General features: G+C 69.4%; 22 protein-coding genes. 8 read left to right on the top strand and 14 right to left on the bottom strand.

All coding sequences use genetic code 11. The features are described 5' to 3' along the window. Positions 1 to 146 precede the first annotated feature (146 nt). Complete coding sequence (locus tag JAN01S_RS09430; protein WP_068317103.1) at positions 147 to 1,826, bottom strand: HNH endonuclease signature motif containing protein; 1,680 nt, start codon at positions 1,824 to 1,826, stop codon at positions 147 to 149. 115 nt (positions 1,827 to 1,941) lie between these two features. Here JAN01S_RS09430 and JAN01S_RS09425 point away from each other — a divergent pair, with 115 nt between their 5' ends. Genes JAN01S_RS09425 through JAN01S_RS09410 form a run of 4 tightly spaced genes read left to right on the top strand, consistent with a single transcriptional unit; the run spans position 1,942 to position 5,617 of the window. Beyond that, entirely contained in the window at positions 1,942 to 2,169 is a 228-nt protein-coding gene (locus tag JAN01S_RS09425; protein WP_068317098.1) for a hypothetical protein, read from the top strand. Next, positions 2,162 to 4,045 (top strand): hypothetical protein, encoded by a 1,884-nt coding sequence (locus JAN01S_RS09420; RefSeq protein ID WP_068317095.1) that lies wholly within the window; start codon positions 2,162 to 2,164, stop codon positions 4,043 to 4,045. Before JAN01S_RS09425 ends, JAN01S_RS09420 begins: the two co-directional genes overlap by 8 nt. A 29-nt stretch (positions 4,046 to 4,074) precedes the next feature. Beyond that, on the top strand, positions 4,075 to 4,890 hold the full coding sequence (locus JAN01S_RS09415) for a hypothetical protein (RefSeq protein WP_068317092.1): 816 nt from the start codon (positions 4,075 to 4,077) through the stop codon (positions 4,888 to 4,890). Next, positions 4,883 to 5,617 (top strand): DUF6339 family protein, encoded by a 735-nt coding sequence (locus JAN01S_RS09410; RefSeq protein WP_068317089.1) that lies wholly within the window; start codon positions 4,883 to 4,885, stop codon positions 5,615 to 5,617. The genes JAN01S_RS09415 and JAN01S_RS09410 overlap by 8 nt, the downstream gene beginning before the upstream one ends. Here JAN01S_RS09410 and JAN01S_RS09405 read toward each other — a convergent pair. From JAN01S_RS09405 to JAN01S_RS09380, 6 genes are all read right to left on the bottom strand, one after another. Continuing rightward, positions 5,598 to 6,053, bottom strand: a complete 456-nt coding sequence (locus JAN01S_RS09405; RefSeq protein ID WP_068317085.1) for a very short patch repair endonuclease — start codon at positions 6,051 to 6,053, stop codon at positions 5,598 to 5,600. The two genes, JAN01S_RS09410 and JAN01S_RS09405, sit on opposite strands and share 20 nt — an antisense overlap. Next, positions 6,046 to 7,215 carry a type II restriction endonuclease gene (locus JAN01S_RS09400; protein WP_068317082.1) on the bottom strand — a complete coding sequence of 390 codons (1,170 nt, stop codon included), beginning with the start codon at positions 7,213 to 7,215 and terminating at the stop codon, positions 6,046 to 6,048. The genes JAN01S_RS09405 and JAN01S_RS09400 overlap by 8 nt, the downstream gene beginning before the upstream one ends. Beyond that, on the bottom strand, positions 7,196 to 8,251 hold the full coding sequence (gene dcm, locus JAN01S_RS09395) for a DNA (cytosine-5-)-methyltransferase (protein ID WP_068317079.1): 1,056 nt from the start codon (positions 8,249 to 8,251) through the stop codon (positions 7,196 to 7,198). The genes JAN01S_RS09400 and dcm overlap by 20 nt, the downstream gene beginning before the upstream one ends. Before the next feature lie 203 nt (positions 8,252 to 8,454). Further along, positions 8,455 to 11,361: a vitamin B12-dependent ribonucleotide reductase gene (locus tag JAN01S_RS09390; RefSeq protein ID WP_068317076.1), complete on the bottom strand. Its 2,907-nt coding sequence runs from the start codon at positions 11,359 to 11,361 to the stop codon at positions 8,455 to 8,457. 138 nt (positions 11,362 to 11,499) lie between these two features. Beyond that, complete coding sequence (nrdR, locus tag JAN01S_RS09385; protein WP_068317073.1) at positions 11,500 to 11,961, bottom strand: transcriptional regulator NrdR; 462 nt, start codon at positions 11,959 to 11,961, stop codon at positions 11,500 to 11,502. 330 nt (positions 11,962 to 12,291) lie between these two features. Beyond that, positions 12,292 to 12,666 (bottom strand): LysM peptidoglycan-binding domain-containing protein, encoded by a 375-nt coding sequence (locus JAN01S_RS09380; RefSeq protein ID WP_068317070.1) that lies wholly within the window; start codon positions 12,664 to 12,666, stop codon positions 12,292 to 12,294. A 208-nt stretch (positions 12,667 to 12,874) separates the two neighbouring features. Here JAN01S_RS09380 and lexA point away from each other — a divergent pair, with 208 nt between their 5' ends. Both lexA and JAN01S_RS16645 read left to right on the top strand, forming a co-directional pair. Continuing rightward, entirely contained in the window at positions 12,875 to 13,648 is a 774-nt protein-coding gene (gene lexA / locus JAN01S_RS09375) for a transcriptional repressor LexA (RefSeq protein ID WP_068317067.1), read from the top strand. Positions 13,649 to 13,692: 44 nt separating this feature from the next. Then, positions 13,693 to 14,112, top strand: coding sequence for a glutaredoxin family protein (locus JAN01S_RS16645; RefSeq protein WP_084360139.1), 420 nt, complete (start codon positions 13,693 to 13,695; stop codon positions 14,110 to 14,112). On the opposite strand, the gene JAN01S_RS09365 is transcribed toward JAN01S_RS16645, so the two are convergent. Further along, entirely contained in the window at positions 14,093 to 14,929 is an 837-nt protein-coding gene (locus JAN01S_RS09365; RefSeq protein WP_068317064.1) for an NAD-dependent protein deacetylase, read from the bottom strand. The genes JAN01S_RS16645 and JAN01S_RS09365 overlap by 20 nt on opposite strands. A 47-nt stretch (positions 14,930 to 14,976) precedes the next feature. Here JAN01S_RS09365 and JAN01S_RS09360 point away from each other — a divergent pair, with 47 nt between their 5' ends. After that, positions 14,977 to 15,900 carry a LysR family transcriptional regulator gene (locus tag JAN01S_RS09360; protein WP_068317120.1) on the top strand — a complete coding sequence of 308 codons (924 nt, stop codon included), beginning with the start codon at positions 14,977 to 14,979 and terminating at the stop codon, positions 15,898 to 15,900. On the opposite strand, the gene JAN01S_RS09355 is transcribed toward JAN01S_RS09360, so the two are convergent. The 5 genes from JAN01S_RS09355 to JAN01S_RS09335 form a co-directional block, all read right to left on the bottom strand. After that, complete coding sequence (locus tag JAN01S_RS09355) at positions 15,893 to 17,572, bottom strand: ABC transporter transmembrane domain-containing protein (protein WP_068317061.1); 1,680 nt, start codon at positions 17,570 to 17,572, stop codon at positions 15,893 to 15,895. The two genes, JAN01S_RS09360 and JAN01S_RS09355, sit on opposite strands and share 8 nt — an antisense overlap. Continuing rightward, entirely contained in the window at positions 17,569 to 18,804 is a 1,236-nt protein-coding gene (locus tag JAN01S_RS09350) for a P-loop NTPase family protein (RefSeq protein ID WP_244884798.1), read from the bottom strand. Before JAN01S_RS09350 ends, JAN01S_RS09355 begins: the two co-directional genes overlap by 4 nt. A 94-nt stretch (positions 18,805 to 18,898) precedes the next feature. Further along, positions 18,899 to 21,301, bottom strand: a complete 2,403-nt coding sequence (locus JAN01S_RS09345) for a ComEC/Rec2 family competence protein (protein WP_068317059.1) — start codon at positions 21,299 to 21,301, stop codon at positions 18,899 to 18,901. Continuing rightward, positions 21,298 to 22,167 carry a ComEA family DNA-binding protein gene (locus JAN01S_RS17685; RefSeq protein WP_280513183.1) on the bottom strand — a complete coding sequence of 290 codons (870 nt, stop codon included), beginning with the start codon at positions 22,165 to 22,167 and terminating at the stop codon, positions 21,298 to 21,300. The genes JAN01S_RS09345 and JAN01S_RS17685 overlap by 4 nt, the downstream gene beginning before the upstream one ends. 118 nt (positions 22,168 to 22,285) lie before the next feature. Continuing rightward, entirely contained in the window at positions 22,286 to 23,140 is an 855-nt protein-coding gene (locus JAN01S_RS09335) for a DegV family protein (protein WP_068317057.1), read from the bottom strand. Between the two features lie 50 nt (positions 23,141 to 23,190). Between JAN01S_RS09335 and JAN01S_RS09330 the strand changes: the two genes are divergently transcribed. Next, complete coding sequence (locus JAN01S_RS09330) at positions 23,191 to 23,658, top strand: carboxymuconolactone decarboxylase family protein (protein ID WP_068317054.1); 468 nt, start codon at positions 23,191 to 23,193, stop codon at positions 23,656 to 23,658. A gap of 18 nt (positions 23,659 to 23,676) precedes the next feature. Here JAN01S_RS09330 and leuS read toward each other — a convergent pair whose 3' ends face one another. Continuing rightward, the gene (gene leuS / locus JAN01S_RS09325; protein WP_068317050.1) at positions 23,677 to 26,580 is read right to left on the bottom strand and encodes a leucine--tRNA ligase; all 2,904 of its coding nucleotides are present in this window, start codon (positions 26,578 to 26,580) and stop codon (positions 23,677 to 23,679) included. Positions 26,581 to 26,596 lie beyond the last annotated feature (16 nt).

The following is a 26,596-nucleotide window of genomic DNA, read 5'->3' as shown; positions in this document are numbered from 1 at the left end:
GGCTTGTCGAGCAGCTCGACGAGCCGGTCGTGGATCGTGCGGTTGCGGACACCGGCGGAGGTCAGGAGCAGGCGCACGGCAGTCTCCCTCCGTCGCGCATTTGGTGATTTGAAGTGAGCCTAGGACCGGCTGAGGACAGCCATGGGTCAGAAGGGCGGCGCAAACAACTCCACCTCCTGCTCCTCCACCCCCTCTTCGACCTCCCGCTCCTCGACCTCTGCCGTTAGGTCGCTTGCCCCCTCCACGGGGGGCGAGGCGGGAGCGGTCTCGGGCGTCTCCTGATCTTCGTCGTCCGTGTGGACCCACTGCTCGGGGTAGCTGGTCTTGATGATCCCGTCCGGGCTGGTCCATTCGCTGACGCCCTCTGGGGTCAGGGTGTGCTTCCAGCCAGGGGTCTGCTTCATCCGGTGGTGGTGACGACACAGCCCCGACAGGTTGCCCGGCGTGGTCTCCCCCGCGGGCCACGCGGTGGCGTGGTCGATGTCGATGTTGGTCTCACTGGGACCCGCGCGCATCGTCCTGCGGGTACAGCCCCACATCCGGCACGTCCCGTCCCGGGTGGCGATGAACTCCCGCATCGAGTCAGGCACCACGTACCGCGGGTTGCTCGTCTCGACCAGCACCCCGGTGCGCGCGTCCAACAGGGCGCGAGAGACACGGGTGTTGACGTTCGAGACCAGCGCCGAGACCACGTCTGCGGGGATGAACCCGACTCCGGGGACCTCGCACCCGCTGGTCCACGTCGCCTGACCACCCGGCCCGCAGGTAGCCGGGACCTGGGAGGTGATCGCGCCCCCGGCCCACTCCTCCGGGATCACGTCCACCGCGTCGGCGCCCTCGCCCGTGACGAACCGGCCCTCCCGCGACGTCGGTCCGTGCAGATCCTCGCCCAGGGTCGAGTCGCCCGGGCTTCGGGCGGGGTGCGATGCGGGACCGCCTGACTTGCCCCCTTCGAAGGGGGCAAAGGTCAACCGGGAGGCGGCGGAGACGATGATCGGCACACCGAGGCGCACGCTGGCGCTGACCTCCACCCCCCGCAGCGCCAGATCCGCGAGAGCGTGCGCGCGAGAGACGCCCGTGGTCATCTCCGGATCGTCCTGACGCAGCAGCAGCGCGGCAGCCTCGATCGCTTCCTTCAGTGCGGCCGCGGCTTCGCTCGGCAACGTCGCGTACATGTCGCTACACCCGACCGGACCGGACGCGAAGCGCACATCCAGCTGTTCCTCACGGTTGCGAGCGGCTTTGTCCGCCAACAACTCCGGCTCCACGCGCTCGATGATCCGTCGGGTGGCCTTGCGCAGCTCCCGGTCCTCGAAGTCAGCGATCCGGATGCTGCCCGGCTTGCCACGCACCTGCGCGAGCAGGTGCTCCAGCACTGCCGCGACCGCCGCTGGACTGGCCTTGCGGGTCTCCTTCGCGATCAGCTTCACCGTGCGCACCGGGATGCGGCCCTCCGCAACCAGATCAGCCAACGGCTTCAGGTCCGTGACCGCGCGAGCAGCCAACTCGCACCGGTCCCCCGCCGCCCACGTGCCCATGTGCGTCGCCGCGGCCACCGCCTCCGGCGCGAACTCCGCCACCTGCCCCCTCGGCAGCTGCACCGGCCGGTAGAGCCCATCCGGACCGCGCTCCTCACCCCACCTCGAGGCTTCACCGACCACGGCCAACTCGAGCGCATCAGCCACCCGCCGCAGGCGCTCGGTCGCCAGCAGGACCTCGGTCACTTCCTCGCTGTCAGCGCGGCCCCCACGCACACTCACCCCTTCCCGTGCCCGCCCCAGTCCCCGGAAGGACTCCTCCACCACGGCCAGCTCTTCTTCGAACATGCGTCCATGATTGCAGTCGGGTGCGACAAGCGAGCCCGACGCTCCTTCGGCCACAATGCTGCTTGACGCGGCCAAGATATCCGCTATATTTCGGATATCTAGCCATGGAGGCGTCGTGAACGAGTCCAAGCATCAGCGATTTCGCCGACTGGCGCAGGCGCGCGGCGATCGACTCATCAAGGAGATCAACCTTCTCGGCAACCTCTCGAACCGCAAGAACTACGACTTCGAATCAGAAGACGTGGAGCGCCTCTTCGCACCAATCGAGGATGAACTGCGAGAGTGTCGTGCCAAGTTCGACCCTGACACGCAGTCGCGACGAAAGGTCTCGTTCGATGAGTGACTTCGGCTTTCACTTCGAGCTCGCAGGTCGAGCCGGATATCAAGGCCCCCACAACGCATCCGAGGAGTTCTTCACTGGGCGCGACTACAGCGACGCGGTTGCTCGGGAGTGCATCCAGAACTCGCTCGACGCCAAGCACAGAGACGCAGATTCGGTCCATGTCACGTTTCAACTCACCCATGTGGAGACAAAAGAGATCCCTGACCTTGAGGGGCTGCGTTCTTCCCTGAAAGCCTCGGTTGAGGCCGCAGGAGACCTCCAGGGGTCGTCACGTCTGAAGGAATCTCTGGAAGCCACACATGAACCTCGGCAGTGGGTTCTGTCCATCAGCGACTTCGGCACTGTTGGGTTGGGCGGTACCGAGAAGATCGAGGACCAGCAGTCACCGCTCAGCATCCTCACGCGCGGCTCCGGTGCATCGTCGAGCGAGAGCGGCCGCGGAGGCTCCTTCGGCATCGGCTCTGCCGTCGGCCCAATGGCATCGAATCTGTCCACCGTCTTCTACCGAACTCGAAGGGTGGATGATCCCGACGTCATCCTTGCCGGCCTCGCGCGGCTTGCCTCTCACAAGGACGGCGACGACAAGTGGAGAGTGGGCTCGGGCTACTTCACCGATCGTTCCATCGCGGACGACTTCAGTTATCCAAGGAATCACCCAGCGCTACCCAGCCTGCCGGCGCGAACCGAGCCCGGCACCGACGTGCTCATCATGGGGTACAGCGACGCCACCAACGACCCGATGCTCAATCGCATCAAGGAAGCCGTCGCGGCGAACTTCTTTGCAGCGATCGCGGCCGGCCGCCTCACCGTCAGCGGTGAGACCCCTACCTCCTCGTGGACTCTCAACGCGGAGACTCTGCGCGACGTCTTGGTGTCCTCCCCCGAACTGCGGGACAAGACGCTGCCCTTCTTCCGGGCAATGGAATCTGAACCGGTCGAGACGACCTTTCCGGATCTCGGGCTGGTGCGGTTGTACATCTACGAGGACGACACCTTGGACCATGCGCTCGGAACCGTGACGATGCGCAAGCCCCTGATGACGATCGATCACTTTCGCCACCAGATCCCCGCGCCTTACGCTGCCGTTCTGGTCGTCCCCGATGAACCGGGCAACTCCAGACTCAGGGACATCGAGCCCCCCGAGCACAACAAGTGGAACTCCCATGGTCGCCGATCCGACGCAGGGCTGGTCAACAAGCTCAAGGGCTTCGTTCGCGACGAACTGCGAAAGCGATTTGCCAACGACATGGCCTCGGCCACAAAGGTCAAGGGGCTCGAGAGATTCCTACCCGCCAACGGCGCGCCCATGAGCGACGTGCGAGCGGATGGACGAAGCAGGCCGAGTGGTGACCCCACTGAAGTCGAGTCGGCCAGCCGTGTTGGCAGTCCGTCCGCGGAGTACGGCGTCCAGGTGAGCGACCAAGGGCCTCGACGATTGACCGTCAGTCGCCCAGCCGTCTCGGGCGGACCTGACGATGCCACGAAGGGACGCGACTCCGGAGGGGATGCGGAGCGCAAGTCAGCCGGCGGCGACCTCGAGGGTCAGGGCAAGCCGGGTGACGGGACCGGCAAGATTCGCGCCGGCGACGTTGAATTCAGGAGCTTTGCGCCCGCAGGTTCAAAGGTCTCGAAGCTGATCTTGGTACCGAAGGAGAACACCGCTGGTTCCGTGACCTTGGCTCCGCTGGGCGCCGGGGGAAGTCCGGAGACACATGACCTGACCATCGTGGCGGCCAGGATTCGTGATGGTGAGCAGTGGCAGGACTTGAAGTTCTCCGGCATGACGATCAAGGATCTGACACTCATCGCTGGCGTCCCGAATCACATCGAGTTGGAGTTCAACACAGGACGCCACTACCGATTGGGGGTCAAGTGATGGCGAGCCGAGGTTCATACCCGCACCCTGTGCTCGACGGGAGCGATGACGTCTCATCGGAGTTCTTGGTCCTCAATCCGACGATCGATGTCGGAGTCGACCATGTGAGCATCATGTTCGACGTCCGCTGCGACGACCCCGACCTGCGATGGCTGCTCGAGAACGGTGGCGCCGACATTGCTGCCCGGTGGAAGTGCTCTGCAACGATGCGCAACGGGCAACTCCAGCTGGAGTCAACTCCGCTCACCCCGGACGTCGTCAGATACTCAGCCGTCCTAGACCACCAGCAACTCGACGGATTGGTCACTGTCTTCGTCACTTCGCTGGCCACCGAGGTCATGCCCGCATTCAGCTTCTCCCGCCAGCACCATGACTACGGGCAGGCCGTCTTCGAGATCGGCAAGGGCGACCTCTTGGCCAACGGTGGAACCTTCTCCTTTGATGCCAAGAAGAAGTACGACCCCATGAGCCCTCCCTTGGAATCGTGTTTCCGCTTCGTCAGGAGAAGCGACAACAAGCGTTTCGTCAAGGTCAACACAAGCGGTGACGAGTTCGTCGAGGTCTCCTTCCCACCGAAGGTGTACGACGACTTTGCCAGCGGATTTGCACCGACGATTCAGATGTCCACAGTCGTGGTCCCGGCACTCATGCATGCACTCGAAGAGCTGAAGCGCTCAGATGGCCCCGCACCCACTCCCGGGGGGTGGCGCACGACCATCTCCCAGATCATCGAGGACAAGAAGTTGGGCGGTCGGGACTCCATCGAGATCGCGCAGGCCATTCTCGAAGACCCGATCGCGGCCGCCTTCAAGCAACTCACTTCGATGGGAGCTTTCGATGACTGAAGTCGCCGAACCGCGGTGCTTCACTTGGGATGCCCTTGCCGAGCTTGGCGTCCTGGCGGAGGAGGCCGCCGATGTCCCCACGTTCTTCCTGGAAGCCGACCGCCTGATGGCTCTTCCGGAAACCACGATGGCCCTGCCTTTCGAGACAGGTGGTTTGCCGCGCCTCGCGGTCAGCGGCGAAAGAGCTCAGTCAGAGTTCAAGAACGCCCAGGCCCTGTACCTGTCTCTCGGGGCGATGCCTCTCGTCGCTGGTTCAGACGCGCGCCTGTGGACGTGGCTGGCGCTCGGTCCCTTCCGTGGCTACCTGTCCGACCGGTGGCCATTGGAAGGGAGCCGCAATTGGCGTGGACGGTTGACTGACCGTTGGCTCCTGAAGGCGGGCACTGCAACCAGCGGACGTCTGATCAGGCACGGCATCGCCAGGCTGTGGTGGTTGGCAGAACTGACCCACGGGTCGCCCTCTGAAGAAGGGAGCGACGATGAGTGGCACCACCTCAGAGTGGCCTTGAGCAATGAAGACATCGTCCTGCATGTCTTCGACCGTGATGCCGGCGCGGTGCCCGCGTTGCGGGTTGCCGTCCTGGATCAAGTGGCTGCGTGGGGGCCGGGGGCCGCAGAGAAGGCGAAGAGCCTGATGATGGAGATGACCCTGTCCTTTGGCTACAAGGACCTGAGTTACCTGTCCGTGGAAGATGCGCGAGAGCTCGTCAAGAGTCTGACTGGGTAGGAAGGACCTTGGGGCCGGCGCGACGTCCAGCAACCACCTCCATCACCCTGTCCGCCGCGTCCGTCGCCGACTCATGCTCCCAGCACCGGAGCACCTCCCAGCCCTGATCGTCCAGCTGTGCGTCCGTCTCACGATCGCGGGCCACGTTCCTCTTGATCTTGTCGTCCCACCAAGCAGCGTTCGAACTCGGCGGGACGTAGTGATCCGGACAGGCATGCCAGAAGCACCCGTCGACCAGCACCGCGATTTTGGCGCTGGGAAAGGCGATGTCGATGGATCGCCGAGGCAGGCCCGGGACGGGATAGCCCACGCGATACCGCAGCCCGCGACGATGGAGTTCCCGCCTCAGTTCCATCTCGGGACGCGTGTCGGCACGCTTCTGACGCGAAAATCGGCGTCGGACGGACTCACTGGAGACCGGAGGCTGCTCAGGCATGGGCCAAGAAGTCACCAACCGTCAGGAGGTACCGGCGGTCGTCGGGGGCGAAGTGCTCGTGCAACGGTTGCGGAACCACCAGCCTCAGATCGTGACCACGCATCTCGCGCATCTGCTGGCTCGAGACGCCCTTCTGCAGTGTCAGGATGAAGCGGGGCAGACCCCGCCGCCTCCCTTCGCTCAGCACTTGACGCCAGCGGTCCTTGCACGTGGTCTTGACACCCACCAAGCGAAGCCCATTCACATCGAAGGTGGTGTCGTAGTACTCCTTGGCGCCGGGGATGAGGATGTCGGGTTTGGTTTCGTCGATGATCGGCTGGGACTCGAACGGAATCCCGCTCTGCTCGAGAATGTGCTCGAAGTGGTTCTCCAGGGCATGGCCAGCCCGGGACTTCCTCCGGTTCGTGATGGTCCCAGCCGTCCGGACGAATTCATCGACTGAGTCGAACCCATGAGCGATCTCGGACATCACCAGACGTCGCTCCACAGCCTTGAACAGGTCGTACTCGGCTCGGACGAGGTGCAGCAACAGATCATCCGCCGACTCCGGCGAACCACGCCAGCAGCTGGCCACGATCTCTTGGGCCGTGCGCGACATGACTCGCGTCGGCGGGAAGGCCGCGAGTCGATCTGCCTCGGCGTCGAATGCGGTGCGCTCGCACTCGTCTGTGGACTCACTGCTGCGGGCATCCCGACCCGCCGCCGAGAACAGAGCCCATGACGAATCATCAAGGCTGACGCCCAGTGCTGCCGTCACATGCTCGACATCGACATCGCTCTCAAAGATGTCGGCGTACCAAGGAGCGCCCGAACGCGCGACCAGGACGAGGACGCCCCCCAGCCGTTCCGGCGACAGGTAGGGAAAGTTCCGGATTCGGTTGAAGGACGTCATGCGGTACTCGGACCGAGTGCCCGTGCCGTACCACTTGATGATCGAGTTGGTGACCGTCCCGTTGGCCCACTCGACCTGGATCGGGTGGTTGTGGTTGATCCCTCTCTCGGGCTCCTGAGGGGTGAAGTAGGACCACACCCGCTTGCTGAGGTGAAAGCCCTTCTGATGACCGCCAGTGACCCCGACGTCGTTCGGCTGCACCACCTTCAGGAACGCTCCGCCGGCATCCAGCGCGGCTGCAACGATCCGTTCAGCTCGCGGCGAGCTCATCCTCGTCCGCCCCCATCGTGGACTTCCAGTCGGTTCCGGCGTCGGCCGCCAGTTCGTTGACGATCTCGATCTGACGAGCGACAGCACTGGCCACCTTGGGGACCACGGCATTACCGAACTGGCGGTATGCCTGCGTGTCTGACACGACGATCCCGTACTTCGGATCGTCCACCGGGAACCCCATCAACCGCCCCGCCTCCAAGGGCGTGAGGCGACGAGGGTTCCGCCCATCTCCCTGACGAATCAAGATCTCCGACCCGTCCTTGTGATAGCGCGCCGACAACGTACGACTGATCCCGTCGAGTGCAGGAAGACCGAAGCCGAAGCCATTCCCCTTGGCCTTGTGCTTCAGCGCATAGTTCTGCAGGTACGCCCACAGCTTGTTGCTGAGTGTGTACTTCGAATCGACATCCTCCTCGAGGATCTCCTGCAGCTGGTGGCCACCCTCACCCGTCGGGAACTCGAACGGGACGCCCTCCGGGAACACATCGCTGAAGATGTCGCGGCGGAATCCGACGATGAAGATCCGCTCGCGGTGCTGAGGCACCCAACCGGCAGCGTCGATGATCTGGGCGTGGACCTCATAACCGAGCTTGTCCAGCGTCTCCTGGATGACCTCCCAGGTCTTGCCGCGGTCGTGAGAGCGAAGGTTCTTCACGTTCTCCAGCAGGAGAACGGACGGCTTCTTGGCTCGGACGACGTCCGCGAGAGCGAAGAAGAGGTTGCCCTGCTTGACGTCCGCGAAGCCGTGGGCCCGCCCCAACGAAATCTTCTTCGAGACTCCGGCGATGGAAAAGGGCTGGCACGGGAATCCCGCCGCGAGGATGTCGTGGTCAGGGACCGAGTGGGGATCGATCTGGGTGATGTCTCCGGCCGGACGTTCCCCGTGCCACGCCTCGTAGGTCTGCTGCGCGAACTTGTCCCACTCGGACGAGAACACACACTCACCACCGATGGACTCGAGGCCGATTCGCAGCCCACCGATGCCCGCGAACAGGTCGATGAACTCGAAGGCGGGAGGGTGTTGCTCAGTCATCTCGGGGTTCCTGTCTCACCGATCCGGGTGCCACCGGCAAAGGAGTGGCTGTGGTCATCAAACTTGGCAGGGCGGTTGGTGCAAGGCCAGGACCCACTCCGACATCAGGCCGAAATGTGGATATCCCTGACCGCACGGTTGGTGATGTGGAGGGAGGGGCCGACCGGATCGGCCAGCCCCTCCCCCTTCGTCACCTACTCAGATCAGCTGCACCCGCTGGTCGAGCCGCAGCCCTCGCAGACGTAGCAGGAGCCGGCGGGGCGCATCTTGGTCCCGCAGGTCATGCACATGGGGGCATCGGCGGTCTTGCCCTGGAACTTCTCGAGCAGCTCAGCCGAGGAGTGGACGGTGGCGTCGGCCTCACGGGCCGACGCGGCACCGGCACCGGACTGGTCGGTGACGACGCTCTCCTCCTTGGCGGCCGGCTTGGCCTCCTTGGCCTCCGTGGTGGGGACGCCCTGGGAGTAGTTGTCGTCGTCGTAGTCCTCGTCGTCGTCCGAGGACGTTGCCTCGTACGACCCGGTCTCGAGCTGACGGGCCCGCTCCTCCGCGGTGTGGATCCCCATGAAGGACCGCGTGTCGAAGTCCAGGTAGTCCAGCGCCAGGCGACGGAAGACGTAGTCCATGATCGACTGCGCCATCCGCACGTCCGGGTCGTCCGTCATACCGGCCGGCTCGAAGCGCAGGTTGGTGAACTTCTCGACGTAGGTCTCCAGCGGCACACCGTGCTGCAGCGCGATCGAGATCGCGATGGAGAACGCGTCCATCAGACCGGCCAGGGTCGAGCCCTGCTTGCCGAACTTCAGGAAGATCTCGCCCAGCTCGCCGTCCTCGTAGGTACCGGCGGTCAGGTAACCCTCGGCCCCACCGACGGCGAAGCTCGTGGTCTGCGAGGTGCGACGCTTCGGCAGGCGACGACGCAACGGGCGGTACTCGACGACCTTCTCCGCGGTCGCGGCCGCAGCAGCCTCGGCACCGGCCTTGGCGTCCTTGGCGGTGGACCCACCATCGGACAGCGGCTGGCCGACCTTGCAGTTGTCGCGGTAGACCGCGAGCGCCTTCAGGCCGAGCTTCCAGCCCTGCATGTAGACGTCCTCGATCTCCTCGACCGTGGCCGACTCCGGCAGGTTGACCGTCTTGGAGATGGCACCGGAGAGGAAGGGCTGCACCGCGGCCATCATCCGCACGTGACCCATCGGGGCGATCGCGCGCGCACCCATGGCGGTGTCGAAGACCTCGTAATGCTCCGGCTTCAGGCCCGGGGCGTCGATGACGTGACCCTTGTCGGCGATGAACTCGACGATCGCCTCGATGGTCTCCTCGGTGTAGCCGAGCTTCTTCAGCGCACGCGGGATCGTCAGGTTGACGATCTGCATGGAGCCGCCGCCGACGAGCTTCTTGAACTTCACGAGCGAGAAGTCCGGCTCGATGCCCGTGGTGTCGCAGTCCATCATGAAGCCGATGGTGCCGGTGGGGGCGAGCACCGACGCCTGCGCGTTGCGGTAGCCGTTCTTCTCCCCGACCTTGACGACCGCGTCCCACGCCTTGGTGGCGTAGGCGTGGATGTCCTTGTCCATCGTGTGCATCGTGCGGATCTGGTCGTTGGCCGCCTGGTGCTTGCGCATGACGCGCTTGTGGGCATCCGCGTTGCGGGCGTAGCCGTTGTACGCCCCGACGATCCCGGCCAGCTCGGCGGAGCGCTTGTACGACGCACCGGTCAGGAGCGAGGTGATCGACGCGGCCAGCGCACGGCCACCGTCGGAGTCGTAGCCGTGCCCGGTCGCCATGAGCAGCGCGCCGAGGTTGGCGTAGCCGATGCCCAGCTGGCGGTAGTCACGGGTGGTCGCACCGATCGACTCGGTCGGGAAGTCCGCGAAGCAGATGGAGATGTCCATCGCCGTGATGACGAGCTCGGCGACCGCCTGGAAACGCGCGGCGTCGAAGGTGTCGTCGTCCCCGAGGAACTTCAGCAGGTTGAGCGAGGCGAGGTTGCACGAGGAGTTGTCGAGCGACATGTACTCGCTGCACGGGTTGGACGCGGTGATCCGACCGGTCTCCGGGTTGGTGTGCCAGTCGTTGATCGTGCCGTCGTACTGGATGCCCGGGTCGGCGCACTCCCACGCGGCCTTGGCGATCTTGCCCATGAGCTCGCGGGCGTCGACGGTCTCGATGACCGACCCGTCCTTGCGGGAGGTCAGTCCGAACTCGGTGCCCTCGTCGACCGCACGCATGAACTCGTCGGTGACGCGCACCGAGTTGTTCGCGTTCTGGTACTGGACCGAGGTGATGTCTGCACCGCCGAGGTCCATGTCGAAGCCGGCGTCACGCAGCGCGCGGATCTTGTCCTCCTCGCGCGCCTTGGTCTCGACGAACTCCTCGATGTCGGGGTGGTCGACGTCCAGGACGACCATCTTCGCCGCGCGGCGGGTCGCGCCACCGGACTTGATGGTGCCCGCGGAGGCGTCGGCACCACGCATGAAGGAGACCGGGCCGGAGGCCGTGCCGCCGGAGGAGAGCAGCTCCTTGGAGGAGCGGATGCGGGAGAGGTTCAGGCCGGCGCCGGAGCCGCCCTTGAAGATGAAGCCCTCCTCCTTGTACCAGTTGAGGATCGAGTCCATCGAGTCGTCGACCGAGAGGATGAAGCAGGCGCTGACCTGCTGCGGGCTGGCCGTGCCGACGTTGAACCACACCGGGGAGTTGAAGCTGAAGATCTGGTGGAGCAGGGCGTAGGTCAGCTCGTGCTCGAAGACCTCAGCATCGGTGTCCGTCGCGAAGTAGCCGTGCTCCTTGCCCGCCTTGACGTAGGTGAGCACGACACGGTCGATGAGCTGCTTCAGACCCGCCTCACGCTCGGGGGACCCCACGGCACCGCGGAAGTACTTCGTCGTGACGATCGTCGAGGCGTTGACCGACCAGAAGTCGGGGAACTCGACACCACGCTGCTCGAAGATCGTCTCGCCGGTCTTCCAGTTCTGCTGGACGACGTCACGCTTCTCCCAGGTGACCTCGTCGTAGGGGTGGACGCCCTCGGTGGTGTGGATCCGCTCGATCGTCAGGCCCTTGGTGCGGGACCCGCGACGCGTGCTCGGCTTGCCGGCGGTCTCGGTCATGCTCTTCTCCTCGATCCGTGATGACGGGTGGTGCGGTGTGTGCTCGATGTGCTGTGGTGCTCGACGTCAGCGGTGGGGCTGGTGGTTCCAAGGTGTCACCGGGTACCGACAGCCCACTCGCGTGCCGGCACCCGGGGTCTAGGTGGTGGTCTCGGCGTGCTCGCGACGCAGGGTCGCGATCGCCGACTCGAAGTCCTCCAGGGAGTCGAAGGACTGGTAGACGGAGGCGAAGCGCAGGTACGCCACCTCGTCGAGGTCACGCAGCGGCGGCAGGATCGCCATGCCCACCTCGTGGGCGTCGATCTCCGCACTCCCCTGCGCTCGGATGCTCTCCTCCACGCGCTGGGCGAGGAGGGCGAGCTGGTCCTCGGTGACCGGACGGCCCTGGCAGGCCTTGCGGACACCGGCGAGCACCTTGGCCCGGCTGAACGGCTCGGCAGCACCGGAGCGCTTGGTCACCGTCAGGCTCGCGCTCTCGAGCGTCGTGAACCGACGGCTGCACTCCGGGCACTGGCGGCGACGCCGGATGGCGCTGCCGTCGTCGGTGGTGCGGCTGTCGATGACTCGGGAGTCGGTGTGACGGCAGAACGGGCAGTGCACGGCCTCTCCCTTCGCTCTCTACGGCTCGAACCGGTGCTGCTTGTGGACCATCCGGTGGACGAAACTGGGGATGAACCCCCTTCGCCTGTGGACAACTGCCGTCAGCCTGTGCACTAGATGTGGACGAATGACAACCGTGTAACCACTAGATGTAGTGACCATTAGACGCCTCTGTGGCGCCCGACGCAAGTCCCGAAATGAAACGCTCGGTGAACGGCACATCGGCCGCCTCCACACGGGGTGGAGACGGCCGATGGCCGGCCCGAGCCGGGTCGATGGCTCGGGAGGTCAGGTGCGCCCGACACCTTGGGAGGCGCCGGACGAAGGGGGTCAGGGCGCCGGGATCGTCAGCGTCTGGCCCGCGTGCACGTGGGTCGTCGACAGCCCGTTTTCCAGCTGGATCCGGGTGATGGCCTCCTGCGTCGGGACGCCGGGCAGCTCGTTGGCCGCGATCGAGGTGAGCGTCTGGCCGCTCTGCACGGTGACCTCCTGCGGGGAGACGGCGGTGCCGCCGAAGGCGAAGGTCGCACCGGCGACGCTCGCCGCCGCGACGACGGAGGTCGTGATGGCCAGGCGGCCGCGCCGGGTCAGGCGGGTGCGGGCCAACGGGCGCGCGACGACTGCGTCACCGGTCGGCACGGAGACGAGGTGGCGCGAGCGCGCCGGTGCGTCGATGCGGATCGGGGTGGCGGTGAGAGCGGTCATGCGGTCCTCCTCGGTGGCGATTCCGTCGAACCGGTGTTCGATAGAACGTCTGTACGATGTCTAGCACGGGTGTTCGAAAGAAATCAAGGACACGCTCGAACAGATGTTTGAAATGCCTGTTCGATCGGCCTACTGTCGGTCACACCGAGAAGTTGACCAGCGACCACCGACAACGGTGCCTCGCGGACACGGACGAAGGGGTCGAGAGATGAGCGGCAAGGGTCGGGACGACGGCGCAGCGGGCGCGCAGGACAACATCCACCAGCTGCCCGAGCGCGACACCGGTGACGGCCTGACGGTTCGCCAGCGCAAGGTCCTCGAGGTCATCCGCAACGCCGTCGCGACCCGCGGCTACCCGCCGAGCCTGCGCGAGATCGGTGAGCTCGTCGGCCTCACCTCCCCCAGTTCCGTCGCCCACCAGCTCTCCTCCCTCGAGCGCAAGGGCTACCTGCGCCGCGACCCCAACCGGCCGCGCGCCATCGAGGTCATCTCCCCCGACGGCGATGCCACCCCGACCGCCGAGGTCGCCGACCTGCACGGCATGCGCGGCGGCGCCAGCGCCGACGACCAGGACGTCGACCCCACCGGCTCCGGGGACGCCCGCCCCGAGGCCAGCTACGTGCCCGTCCTCGGTGAGGTCGCCGCCGGTGTGCCGATCACCGCCGAGGAGATCGTCGACGACGTCTTCCCCCTGCCGAAGCAGATCGTCGGCGAGGGCTCGCTCTTCCTGCTCAAGGTCGTCGGCGACTCGATGATCGACGCGGCCATCTGCGACGGCGACTGGGTCGTCGTGCGCCAGCAGCCCAATGCCGACAACGGCGACATCGTCGCGGCGATGCTCGACAACGAGGCGACGGTCAAGACCTTCAAGCGCAAGGACGGCCACGTGTGGCTGCTCCCCCACAACCCCGCCTTCGAGCCGATCGACGGTGACCACGCGACGATCCTCGGCAAGGTCACCGCGGTCCTGCGTCGCCTCTGAGAGGCAGCGGGCGCCGCGGCCGCGCGCTCTGGGAGGATGACGGCATGAGCCGCTGGTGGTCCGCCCTCGCCTTCTTCGCCGCTGCGCTGGTCCTGCTCGTGCAGCTGGTGCTCGGCGCGGACCTGTGGACCCTCGTCCTCACCGTGGCGCTGCTCGTCGCCGCCTGGTGGGTCTCACCGCTCAACGGCGCGCGCGGCCCCCGGCACGTCGACGTGGAGGCGCGGCGCGAGGACCACCCCGTCGTCGTCCACTGGCGTCCCGGCTGCGTCTACTGCCTGCGCCTGCGCGGTGCGCTCGGGCGCGACAAGGACAAGGCGACGTGGATCAGCATCTGGGCCGACGAGGACTCGGCGGCCTTCGTCCGCTCGGTCAACCACGGCAACGAGACGGTGCCGACGGTGCGCATCGGCGAGCAGGTGCACACCAACCCCGATCCCGAGGTGGTCAAGGCCGCGCTGCGGTGACCCCGGCCGTCACGGCCTCCACGAGCGAGCGAAGGGAGTCCCCCAGCTCCCCGTCGACGCGGTGGTCGACGAGGTCGTCGCCCCGGGTGGGGCCACGGGTGATCAGGGCGACGGGGATGCCCCGCTTGGCGGCGTGGCGCACGAAGCGCAGCCCCGACATCACCTGCAGCGAACTGCCGAGCACGAGCAGGCTCGGGGCGGCGTCGACGAGGTCGTAGCAGTGCTGCACGAGCGGCTTGGCGACCGATCCCCCGAAGAAGACGACGTCGGGCTTGAGAGTGTCGGCCCCGCACGTGCGGCAGATCGGGGCGCGGAAGCGCTCGACGTCCACGCTGTCCAGGCGCACGTCACCATCGGGACGGATCTCGTCGCTGTCGACGTCGAATCCCGGGTTGTCCGCGGCCATCCGTGCGTCGAGCGTCGGCCGGTCGACCCGCGCGTCGCAGGTCAGGCACACGACCTCGACGAGGTTGCCGTGCAGCTCGACGACGTCACGGGTGCCCGCGGCCTGGTGCAGGCCGTCGACGTTCTGCGTGATGACCGGGCCCACGGCTCCGAGCTCCTGCAGCCGGGTCACGTGGTGGTGGGCGGCGTTGGGCCGCGCTGCGGAGAATCGGCGCCACCCGACGAAGCTGCGCGCCCAGTAGCGCTGCCGTGCCCCGCTGCTGCCGACGAACTCGGAGTAGTCCATCGGCTGCACCCGCCGCGTGCCGTCGGGCCCGCGGTAGTCGGGGATGCCGGACGCGGTCGACATCCCGGCACCGGTGAGCACCAGGGCCGGTCCGACACTGAGCACGCGCGCGATGTCCTCGATCACCCGACCAGTATGGGCACCCGGATGGGCGCCGACCTACCATGGGCCCCATGATCGACGCCGCAGGGCTGCGCGTGATGCGGGCCATCGCCGAGGAGGGCAGCTTCACCGCTGCTGCCCTGGCCCTCGGCTACTCCCAGCCCGCCGTCTCCCAGATGGTCAAGCGCCTCGAGCAGCGCACCGGGACCGTCCTTGTCGAAAAGGTCGGCCGCTCCGTCCGGCTCACCGAGGCCGGCGCCGTCCTGGCCCGCCACGCCGCCCCCGTCCTCGCGGCCCTCGACGCCGCCGAGGAGGAGGTCGCGGCCATCGCCGGGCTGCGCTCGGGTCGGGTACGCCTCATGGCCTTCCCCTCGTCCTCGGTCACGCTCGTGCCCCGCGCCCTCGCGGCCGTGCGCGCCGAGCACCCCGACCTGTCGGTGCAGTTCGCCGAGGCGGAGCCGCCCGAGTCGCTCGCCGCGCTGCGCGCCGGCGACGTGGACCTGGCGGTCGCCTTCAGCTACGACGGCAGCGACCTGGGTCGCGGCGAGGACCTCGAGGGCTTCGCCGTCCACCCCCTCCTCGAGGAGGAGGTGCGCGTCGCGCTCCCCCGCGACCACCGCCTCGCCGGCGAGGAGACGGTCTCGATGACCGACCTGACCGACGACGAGTGGATCGCCGGCTGCGCGCGTTGTCGCGGCCACCTGCTCAAGATCGCGCACGACGCGGGCTTCGCGCCCAAGGTCGCCTTCGAGACCGAGGACTACGTCGCGGTCCAGGGCTTCGTCGCGGCCGGGCTGGGCGTCGCCCTCATCCCCGACCTCATCCGGGCGGCCACGTCCAACCCCGACGTCGTCATCCGCCCGCTCGACCCGCAGAGCCGCCGGCGCATCCACGCCGTGACGACCGACGACCTGCTCAAGGTGCCGGCAGTGCGCACCACGCTCGACGCGCTGGTCGCCTCGGCCGCACTCGCCACTCCCGCCGAGGTCAGCTGATCGCAGCCACCGGAGCCGGCTTCGTCCGTGGCGTCGGCTCCGCGGTGGGCACGGCCCACTCCTGCCACTCGTCGAGCAGCTCCTCCGGGCGGTCCGAGGCCATGACGACCACGCCCGGGTAGTCGGCGAGGACACGGCGCAGCATCTCCCGGCCGGCGGGACCCAGGTCGTCGTCGACGTGCTCCAGCAGCAGGAGCGCAGGTTCGCCGATGGTCGCGCGGGCGACCCAGAGCCGGGCGACCTCCTGCCGCGTCAGCGGCTCCCCGCCACGACGAAGGGAGGTCCGCTCCCCTTCGTCCATGCGCGCCACCCGCTCGGCCAGGCCGACGGCGGCCAGGGCCGCGGTACCGTCCGCCTCGCTGAGGTCCGGCCGGCGGTAGCGGACCGCTCGGGCGATGGTGCCGCGCTCGATGCGAGCGCCCACAGGGGCGTACCCGACGCGACGGCGACGGTTCTTGGGCCCCGTGTGGGCCAGGTCCTTGCCGTCGACGCAGACGCTGGCGAAGCCCTCTCGTCCCGGGATGGCCAGCGTGGTGAAGACCTCGCGGGCGTGCTGCGGCGCGGCCCCGCGGAAGAGGATGCGGTCGCCGGGCTCGGCGAGCAGTCCGGGCATCTCGTGACCGTCGACGCCCAGGCCGCGCACGACGACCCGTCCGCCACGGGAGACGCCGGGGTCGAAGAGCGGCTCGCTGCGTGCCTCGACGCGCTCGGCAAGCAGGGGCGCGATGATCCGGCGCGCGGCCTTGTGGTTCTGGCGGTACTCGACGATGCGGCCGGCGTCGCCGACGGGACCGGCGATGATGCCGACGATCGTCAGGGCGACGGCGACGGAGGCGGCGGGCACGATGCCGAAGGCGCCCAGGGTCGCGGCACCGGCGGATCCGGCGACCGGGGCGACGAGGGCAACGGCTCGCAGCAGTCCGGCCGTGCGGGCGCGGTGGACGGCGGCGTCCACGACGCGGGAGCTCGAGGTGTCCAGGGCGCGCAGCTCGCGCTCGACGCCACCCGCGGCGGCGATCCCCGGGGCCGCGGTGACGGTGTCGGCGACCCGGGCAGCGAGGGACCCGCGACGGCGGCGCAGGTCGCGCGCCCGCTCGAAGGCCGGACCGGAAACGACACCGAGGACGATCGCGAGGACGAGGAGGGGCGCGGCCACGACGGCCGCCAGCTGCCAGCCGAGCGTCGCCAGGGCGGCGACGGAGCCGATGACCAGCGGGCCGAGCGCCACGAGCGGGGCGATCCCGAGGGAGACCCAGTTGCGCACGCTCGCGAGGTCATTGGTGGAGCGGGCGATCGTGATGCCGAGGGAGGGCGCCTTGGCCGAGGTCATCGCGTGCGAGACCAGCCCGCGGCGCAGCTGCTGGACGTAGTCCTGACCCAGGCGCTCGGCGACGACCCGCTCGACGTAACGGGTGACGCCCAAGCCCGCGACGGTGAGCGCGAGGACGCCCAGGTCGGCGAGGACCTCGCTCGCGGGTTGGCCGACGTCGTCGAGGAGCACCCCGACGAGCAGGCCTGCACCGACGGCACACGCCGCGTGGGCGAAGGCCGTGGCGACGAGCAGGGCCATGAGGACCCTCCGGTGCCCGCGCAGCAGCGCGGGCATCGGCGGGACGTCGGCGGCCTCGTGCTGCTCGGCGTCGTCGGACCGGTCCGAGAGGGTCTGGCTCATGACGCCTGCGAGCGGAAGACGTCGCTCGGGAGGAGGCCGAGCGCGACCTCGGGCTCGCGCAGCTCGAAGGTGTCGATGACCGGGACCCCGAGGACCTGGCCGGCCTCGCGGGTCGCCAGGGGCGAGGAGGTGACGACACCGGAGACTGCGGAGGTGGTGACGCCGGCCTCGTCGAGGACCTGCATGCCGGCGACGGCACCCAGGGCGTCCTGCGAGGCGAAGACGACCCGCTCGACCCGGGCGTGGAACTCGGGGTCCTCGAGCAGGCGGCGGGTCTCCTCCTGGTAGACGCCGTCGGCGACCTCGATGATGACGACGTCCGGCCCCGAGGCGGTGAGCTCGTCGACCATGTCGACGAAGATCTCCCGGATGCGCTCGTGGCCGAGACGGTAGGTCGTCGCGTGACCGAAGTCGGTGAAGTCCAGGACCGTCGAGGCGCCTGCGTCGCGGAAGTGGTGGGGGTCGTTGCCGGCGCCGGTGCCGGTGGACTTGCCGGCAGCGACCTGCAGGCCGGCGTTGGTGAAGCCGTTGACGATCGAGCCCAGGACCGTGGACTTGCCGGAGTTCATCGACGAGCCGAAGACGGCGACGACCGGGACCTTGCCGGCGGCCGGCTTGGCGATCGTGGCGGTCGAGCCGAGCGGGGCGAAGCGGTCCAGGGTCACGCGACCGGCGCGGTCGGCGAGCAGACCGATCGGCTCGATCTGGGTCGCGCCGTCGATCTTGGCGTGCATCTCGATGACGCTGGACGCCAGGCCGCCACCGGCGACGAGGTCAGCCGGCTCGAGGGAGGTGGGCACGTGGGCGAGGAACTGGTCGGGCGCGTAGCGGTCGCCGTAGGCGACGAGGATCTCGCGGCCGGGGAAGAGCAGCTGGCGCCGGGAGACGGGGCTCTCGAGGCGGGTGTGCTTGCCGATCTCGGTGACGCGGGCGAGGACGACGTCGCCGGCGCGGGGCACGATGTCCGCTCCGTACTCGAGGTGGTAGCCGTCGGCCGAGGACTCGATGGCCGCGGCGACGAAGCGCGTCGTGTACGCCTTGAGCGCACGGCGCAGGCGGACCGGGTCGATGGCCTCGGTGTGGCTGCCGGCGACCATGGCCGCGGTGGTCGTGGTGGTCTCGTCGGTGTCGAGGGCGAAGCTGTCGGGGGTGAAGGTCGTCATCGTCATCGTGCGCTCCTGTGTCTGCTCGCCCTGGGGGCTGATGTCGTGCGACGGGGTCCCGCCGGCCACGTCATGAATGACACCAAGCCAGCGTGAGCCCATCATGAGATCCGGATGAAGGTCCTTTCATCGTCACGAAACGCGTCGTTCACTGGCCGGGGCGCTATTGGGCGGTGACAACCGCAGGACCGTCGAGCACGGCGACATCGCCGTGCTCGTCGGTGCGCAGGACCCGGGCGCCGTGCTCCCGCGCCCACCGCAGGGCGCTCGGCGTGGGGTGGCCGTAGGTGTTGTCGGCACCCACGCTGATGACCGCGACCGGCGCGGCGACCTCGTCCATGAAGCCCTCGTCGAGGTTGCTCGAGCCGTGGTGCGGCATCTTGACGACGTCGAGGTCGGCGGCTGCTGCCGCCATCGACGGGTCGCGGCGCAGCGCCAGGAGCATCGCGTGCGCGGCCTCGCGCTCGACGTCGCCGAGGAGCAGTGCCGTGACCCCGGCGACCTGCACGTGGAGCACGACGCTCGCGTTGTTGGCCGCCGACCCTCCCGCCACGACGCGCGCGGGCCACCACGCCGTCGCCTGCACCTCCCCCAGCGCGAAGACCTGCCCTGCCACCACCGGCATCACCGGGATCGAGCGCTCCCGCGCGAGCTCGCGCACCTGACGCTCCGCCCACGGCGGGTCAGCGACCGGCGTGACGAGGATGCGGCCGACGGACCGCTCGCCGATCGCGGCGGCGAGATCGCCCACGTGGTCGTCGTGGAAGTGCGTGAGCACCACCGCGTCGAGCGTGCGCACACCGAGCCGTCGCAGGCAGCCGTCGATGCCTCCGCCCTCGGGTCCGACGTCGACGAGGACCGCACGACCGGGACCGGAGGCAAGCACGAGACCGTCCCCCTGCCCGACGTCACAGGCAACGAAACGCCACCCGGGCGGCGGCCACACGAGGGTCCGACCCGGCACGGCGCCGACGGCCACCACGACGACCAGAGCGATCGCGACGAGCGGGCTGGCCCGGGAGCGGCGTGCGGCCCATGGCCATCCGAGGACGCCCACCGTCGTGACGATCGCGAGCAGCACCGCACCCGGCGGGCCGTCGGGCCAGGGCAGCGCCCCTCCGGGCACGTCGGCGGCCACCCGCGCGGTCCAGGCGATGGCCAAGGCCAAGGGGGCTCCGCACCACCCCACGAGCGTCGCCAAGGTGGGGCTGAGCACGGCGACGAGGGCCGTGCTCACGCCGAGGACGGTCGCGGGGGCGACGAAGGGGGCGGCCACGAGATTGGCGACGACGGCGATGAGGCTGACCTCGCCCTGGAGCAGGACCACGACCGGACCGCAGACGAGCTGGGCGGCGAGCGGGATCGCCACGGCGGGGCCGATGAGGTGCAACCGTCGTGGCAGGTGGGCATTGATCGCGGCGGACCAGGGGCGCACGAGGAGCAGCAGTCCGAGCGTCGCGAGCGCGGACAGCACGAAGCCGTAGGAGCGCGCCAGCCACGGGTCATACGTGAGCAGCGCGAGGATCGCCGCGCAGAGTGCCGGGGTGCCCGCCCCGCGGCGGGAGGCGCTCAGGCCCAGCAGGCCGATGGCGCCCATCGTCGCTGCCCGGATGACGCTCGGCTCGGGCCGGGCGAGCACGACGAAGAAGGCCAGCCCCGCCCCCGCGACCCACGGTCGCCAGCGCCGCGGCACACCCCCGAGCCGACAGGCCCCGACGAGGGCGGCGAGCACGACCGCGACGTTGGAGCCGCTCACCGCCGACAGGTGCGACATCCCGGTGACGAGCATGTCGTCGGTCAGCTCCTGCGGGGTGAGCGAGGTGTCACCGATGACGAGGGCGGGCAGCAGGCCACGGGCGTCGGCGGGCAGCGGCTGGACGGCGTCGCGCATCCCGCTGCGCAGGTGCTCGGCCGCCGACCGTACGAGGGAGCGCTCCCCCACCAGCTCCGGCGGCCCACGCGGGCTGAGCACGGCGACCTCGGGGTCGGCGGCCTCGGCGGGGGCGAGCTTGCCCGTCAGCCGGATGCGGTCGTGCCAGCCGACGTCCGCCCACGACTGCTTGCCGCGGACGAAGACCGGCGCCCGGACCGCGGTCGTCTCCCCACGTGCGGTGACGGACTCGATCCGCACCCGGAGAAGCACCTGCTGCGGCGCCTCGCTCCCCGAGTCGCTGCGCGCCCGACCGGCCCGCACGATCGGTTCGGTGAGCACGACGCCCTCGGCCCGCACCATCGCTCCCTCTCGGGCCAGCTCGTCCACGGGCCCCACGCGTCGAGTGGCCTCGTGGGCCGCGGAGGCACCGAGCACGAGCGCCGTCGCGACGAGGGCCAGGGCGAGCACGCCCGGCCCGTCGCGCAGCAGGCCGGCCCGTCCGTGCCGGCCCCGGTACCGACGGCCGAGCACGAGGACCGCGACGAGGAGGAGCCCGGCCGCGACCGCGACCCACGTCCGTAGCTGCCCCGACCAGGACAGCGCCCACGCGCCCAACGCCCACGCGGACAGGCAGGGCACGAGGAGCCGCAGGTCGAGCACCGGCCGTGTGCTGACCGTGTCGTCGGCGCTCACACGGTGACCTCCGGCGCGAGTGTGGCGTAGGTCTTGTCACCGACGCCGCTCACCTCGCCGAGCTCCTCGACGCTGGTGAAGCCGCCGTGCTCGGTGCGCCAGTCGATGATCCGCTGGGCGAGCACCGGCCCCACTCCTGGCAGCGTCTCGAGGGTCGCCAGGTCCGCGGTGTTGAGGTTGACGAGCGCGTCGGGTGTCCCCGGAGCACCCGGTGTCCCGGCCCCCGGCGCCGCCCCTCCGGGCGCAGCCCCTCCCGGCGCCACCCCTGCAGGTGCTGGCCCTCCCGGCCCCGCTCCTCCCGGCGCGGGTGCTGCCGTCTCCCCCGGTCCGGGCACGACGACCTGCTCCCCGTCGACGAGCGGACGGGCGAGGTTGACCCCCGACAGCTCGGCCTCGTCCGTCGCGCCACCGGCCTCCTCGAGCGCATCGTCCACACGCGCGCCGGAGGCCAGGGTCACCACCCCCGGTGACTCGACCTCGCCGACGACGTGGACGGTGACCCGGGCCGCCGCGGTCGCCCTCGCCCCGGGCGTCCCGGCGCCGGTCGCACCCGCCCCCTTCGCGCCTGCCCCCTCGGGCGCGGCTCCGGGGAGCGGGCTGCCTCCCTTCGTCGATCCGGGTGTCGGCGCCCCGGGCTCCTCCCCCATCGCCACCGGCTGCGGTGCCGCGTCCTGCCGAGCGAGGACGTAGCGCCCGCCGAGCATCACCACCGCGAGGGTGACGACGAGTGCGAGGCCGATGATCGCCTGTCGGCTCACGCCGTAGCGACCCGTCGCGAGCGTCGACGGCAGCTCCAGCGGCCGGGGATCGCGGCTCTCGTCGAGGATCTCGGCGACGCGCGTGGAGGGTTCGCTGGGGCGGCTCATGTCAGCGACGCTAGGCAGGGCCTCGCCTCGCCGGGCCCTCATGCGTGCGGCTGTGGATCCTCACTCCCGGCTGGGCGCGGTTGTGGACTCCGGGGTAGGGGCCGGCGGCTTGGGAGTGTCAGTCCCGGATGTGCGGGAGCACCGCGACACCGATGGTGCCGAGCCCGACGTGCGAGGCGACGGTCGCGCTCAGCCGGGTCGTCTCCACCCGCGTGCTCACGGCGTCGGCGAGGGCGCGGGCCAGGCCCTGCGCCCGGTCATCGGCCTCGATGTGCTGCACCGCGATGTCGACGCCGTCGGCCCACTCGGGCAGCGACTGGCTGTCCTGCACCGTCAGCTCCTGCAGACGCGCGATGGCCTTGGCCGCAGTGCGCACCCGCTCCAGTGGCTCGACCTGGCCGTCGTGCACGTGCAGCACCGGCTTGACCGCCAGCGCCGACCCGAGCAGCGCGGCCGCACCACCGATCCGCCCCCCACGGCGCAGCCGGTCGAGGCTGTGCACCAGCCAGCGCGCCGACGAGGCGCCCAGACGCCGCTCCAGCCGCTCGACGACGTCGTCGACGTCGCGCCCGGCTGCCGCGTCCCGGCTCGCCGCGACGGCGGCGAAGCCGACGCCCATCCCGATCGTGCGGGAGTCGAGGACGTGCACGGGGACCGGGGACTCGAGCGCGGCGGAGCGGGCCGAGTCGACGGTGCCCGACAGGTCGGAGCTCAGGTGCACCGAGACGATGGACTCGGCGCCCCCCTTCGCCGCGGCCTCGTAGGCCCGGAGGAAGCTGATCGGGGCCGGCCGCGAGGTGGAGATGTCGGCCTTGCGCTGCAGGGCGTCGACGACCCAGTCGTTGATGGAGTCGTCATCGACGCGCTCCTGGCTGTCGACGACGACGTGCAACGGCACGACCGTGATGCCGTGCTCGCAGCGCAGCTCGGGCGGCAGCGAGGCGGTCGAGTCGGTGACGACGGCGATGCTCACCGTCCGAGGGTATCGAGCCTGACCGGTCGTCCACGGCTGGCCTGAGCGCCATGTCCACCACCGACCGGCTGCCCTACCTCGACTCGACCGTGCCGGAGGCGTGGAAGGCGCTCAACGCCCTCGCCCTCAAGGTCGGCGCCGCCGCCGAGGCCGCGGGCCTGGAGCGCGAGACGGTCGAGCTGATGAACGTGCGCATCTCGCAGATCAACGGCTGCGCGTTCTGCCTCGACATGCACACCCGGATGGCGGTCGAGGCCGGTGCCACGCTGCAGCGCATCGCGCAGCTGCCGGCGTGGGCGGAGTCGACGCTCTTCGACGCCGTGGAGTGCGCGGTCCTGCACGTCGCGGAGGTCACGACGACCCTGCCCGACGCCACGGAGCGAAGGGCGGCGCTCGCCTCCGCGCGCGACCTCCTGGGCGAGGAGGCCTTCGCCGCCGCTGAGTGGGCGGCCGTGACGATGAATGCCTTCAACCGGGTCTCGATCCTCTCCGAGCACCCGGTGCGGCCACGGGCCTGAGCCCGCGACCGCCGAGGGTCAGGCCGGGACGACGTTGACCAGCTTGGGCGCCCGCACGATGACGGTGCGGATGCCCCCTTCGGTCACGGCCTTGATCTTGTCGCGGCCGAGCGCCAGCTCACGCAGCTCGTCCTCGCCGATGTCGGCGGGGACCTCGACGCGGTCGCGCACCTTGCCCTTGACCTGGATGACGCAGGTGACGCTCGACTCGACCATCTTGCTCTCGTCGGCGACGGGGAAGGGCTCGGCACTCAGCGACGCGGAGTGACCCAGGCGCGACCACAGCTCCTCCGCCAGGTGCGGCGCGACCGGGGCGACCATGAGCACGAGCGGCTCGATCGCCGCGCGGGGCACCTGACCGAGCTTGGTCAGCGCGTTGTTGAGCTCGATGAGCCGGGCGATCGCGGTGTTGAACCCCAGGGTCGCGTAGTCCTCGCTCACGGCGGCGATCGTCTGGTGCAGCAGCCGCTCGGTGTCGGCGTCGAGGGCGGTGTCGACGACGCCCACCTCGCCGCTCTCCTCGTCGACGACGTTGCGCCACAAGCGCTGCAGGAACCGCTGGCTGCCGACGACGGCGCGCGTCTCCCACGGCTTGGACTGCTCCAGGGGGCCGAGCGACATCTCGTAGACGCGGAAGGTGTCGGCGCCGAACTGCTCGTACATCTCGTCGGGGCTGACCGCGTTCTTCAGCGACTTGCCGATCTTGCCGTACTCCTGGGTGACCGGCTGGCCCTGCCAGGTGAACCCGGTCTCGACCGCATCGTCCTCGACGACCTCGGCGGCCGGCACCGGCTGGCCGCGGTGGTCGCGGTAGGCGTGGGCCTGGATGTAGCCCTGCGAGAAGTACTTGCGGAAGGGCTCCTCACTGCTCACGTGGCCCAGGTCGAAGAGCACCTTGTGCCAGAAGCGGGCGTAGAGCAGGTGCAGCACCGCGTGCTCGACGCCGCCGATGTACAGGTCGACACCGCCGGGGTCGCGCGTGCCGGCCGGCGCACCGGCGACCGGCTCGTCGCGCGGGCCGACCCAGTAGGCCTCGTTGGCCGGGTCGACGAGCGCCTCGGAGTTGGCCGGGTCGAGGTAGCGCAGGTAGTACCAGCAGGAGCCGGCCCAGTTGGGCATCGTGTTGGTCTCGCGGCGGTAGCGCTTCGGCCCGTCGCCCAGGTCCAGCTCGACCTCGACCCACTCGGTGGCCCGGCCCAGCGGCGGCTCGGGCTCGCTGCTCGCGTCCTCGGGGTCGAAGGTGCGCGGGCTGTAGTCGTCGACCTCGGGCAGCTCGATCGGCAGCATCGACTCGGGCACCGCGTGCGCGACACCGTCCTCGTCGAAGACGATCGGGAAGGGCTCGCCCCAGTAGCGCTGACGGGAGAAGAGCCAGTCGCGCAGCTTGTAGTTGACCGTGCCGCGGCCCAGGCCCCGCTCCTCCAGCCAGGCGGTGATCGCCGGCTTGGCCTCGGCGACGGCCATGCCGTCGAGGGAGATCGAGTCATTGCTGGAGGCCGTGGCGACACCGTCCCCGACGAAGGGGGCGGACTCGTCGATCTCGCCGTCCAGCGGGGCGACGACGTGGCGGATCGGCAGGTCGAAGGCCGTGGCGTAGTCGAAGTCGCGGCCGTCGTGCGCGGGCACGGCCATGATCGCGCCGGTGCCGTAGCCCATGAGGACGTAGTCGGCGACGAAGACCGGGATGCGGGCGCCGTTGACCGGGTTGGTCGCCCAGCCTCCGGTGAAGACTCCGGTCTTGTCCTTGGTCTCGATCTGGCGCTCGACGTCGCTCTTGCGGCCCGCGGCGTCGCGGTAGGCGGACACGGCGGCGAAGGGGGTGTCCGCCCCGCCGGTCCACGCGTCCTTGGTCCCCTCGGGCCAGCCGCCCTGCGGCACGAGCGCGTCGACGAGCGGGTGCTCCGGCGCCAGGACCATGAAGGTCGCGCCGAAGAGGGTGTCGGGACGCGTGGTGAAGACCTCGATCTCGTGGTCGGCGCCGTCGGCGCCCTGCGCGGTGAAGGTCACCGCGGCGCCCTCGCTGCGGCCGATCCAGTTGCGCTGCATGGCCTTGACCTTGTCCGGCCAGTCGACCCGGTCCAGGTCGTCGGCCAGCCGGTCGGCGTAGGAGGTGATGCGCATCATCCACTGGCGCAGGTCGGCCTTGAAGACCGGGTAGTTGCCGCGCTCGGAGCGGCCGTCGGCCGTGACCTCCTCGTTGGCCAGGACGGTGCCCAGACCGGGCGCCCAGTTGACCGGGGCGTGGCTCGTGTACGCGAGGCGGTACTCGTCGAGGATCGCGGAGCGCTCGACACCGGACAGCTCCTGCCAGGTGCGGGTCTCCCCCTTCGGCAGGGGTCGCTCACCGGAGGCGAAGGACTCGATGAGCTCGTCGATCGGCCGGGCGCGACCGCGCCCACCGTCGGGCCGCTCGGCGTCCTCGTCGTACCAGGCGTTGAAGATCTGCAGGAAGATCCACTGCGTCCAGCGGTAGTAGTCCGGGTCGATCGTCGCGAAGGCGCGCCGGTCGTCGTGGCCCAGGCCGAGGCGCCGCAGCTGGCGCTTCATCGTGTCCATGTTGGCCTCGGTCGTCACCCGCGGGTGCTGACCGGTCTGGACGGCGAACTGCTCCGCCGGGAGGCCGAAGGCGTCGTAGCCGAGGCAGTGCAGCACGTTCTTGCCGAGCATGCGCTGGTAGCGCGCGTAGACATCGGTCGCGATGTAGCCCAGCGGGTGGCCGACGTGCAGCCCCGCGCCCGAGGGGTAGGGGAACATGTCGAGGATGAGCATGTGGCCCTCGTGCTCGCGCACGCGCTCCGGCTCGGCCCACGGTCCGGCGGGGTTGGGCGCACGGAAGGTCCCGAGCTCCTCCCAACGGTCCTGCCAGCCGGTCTCGATCCGACCGGCCATCTCCGCGGTGTAGCGGTAGGGCGTCTCGCTCATCAGTGCTGGTTCTCCC

Source organism: Janibacter anophelis NBRC 107843, from assembly GCF_001570945.1.
Classification (GTDB): domain Bacteria; phylum Actinomycetota; class Actinomycetes; order Actinomycetales; family Dermatophilaceae; genus Janibacter; species Janibacter anophelis.
Note: the sequence above shows the minus strand (reverse complement) of the source record. Positions and strands in the feature narration are given on the sequence as shown.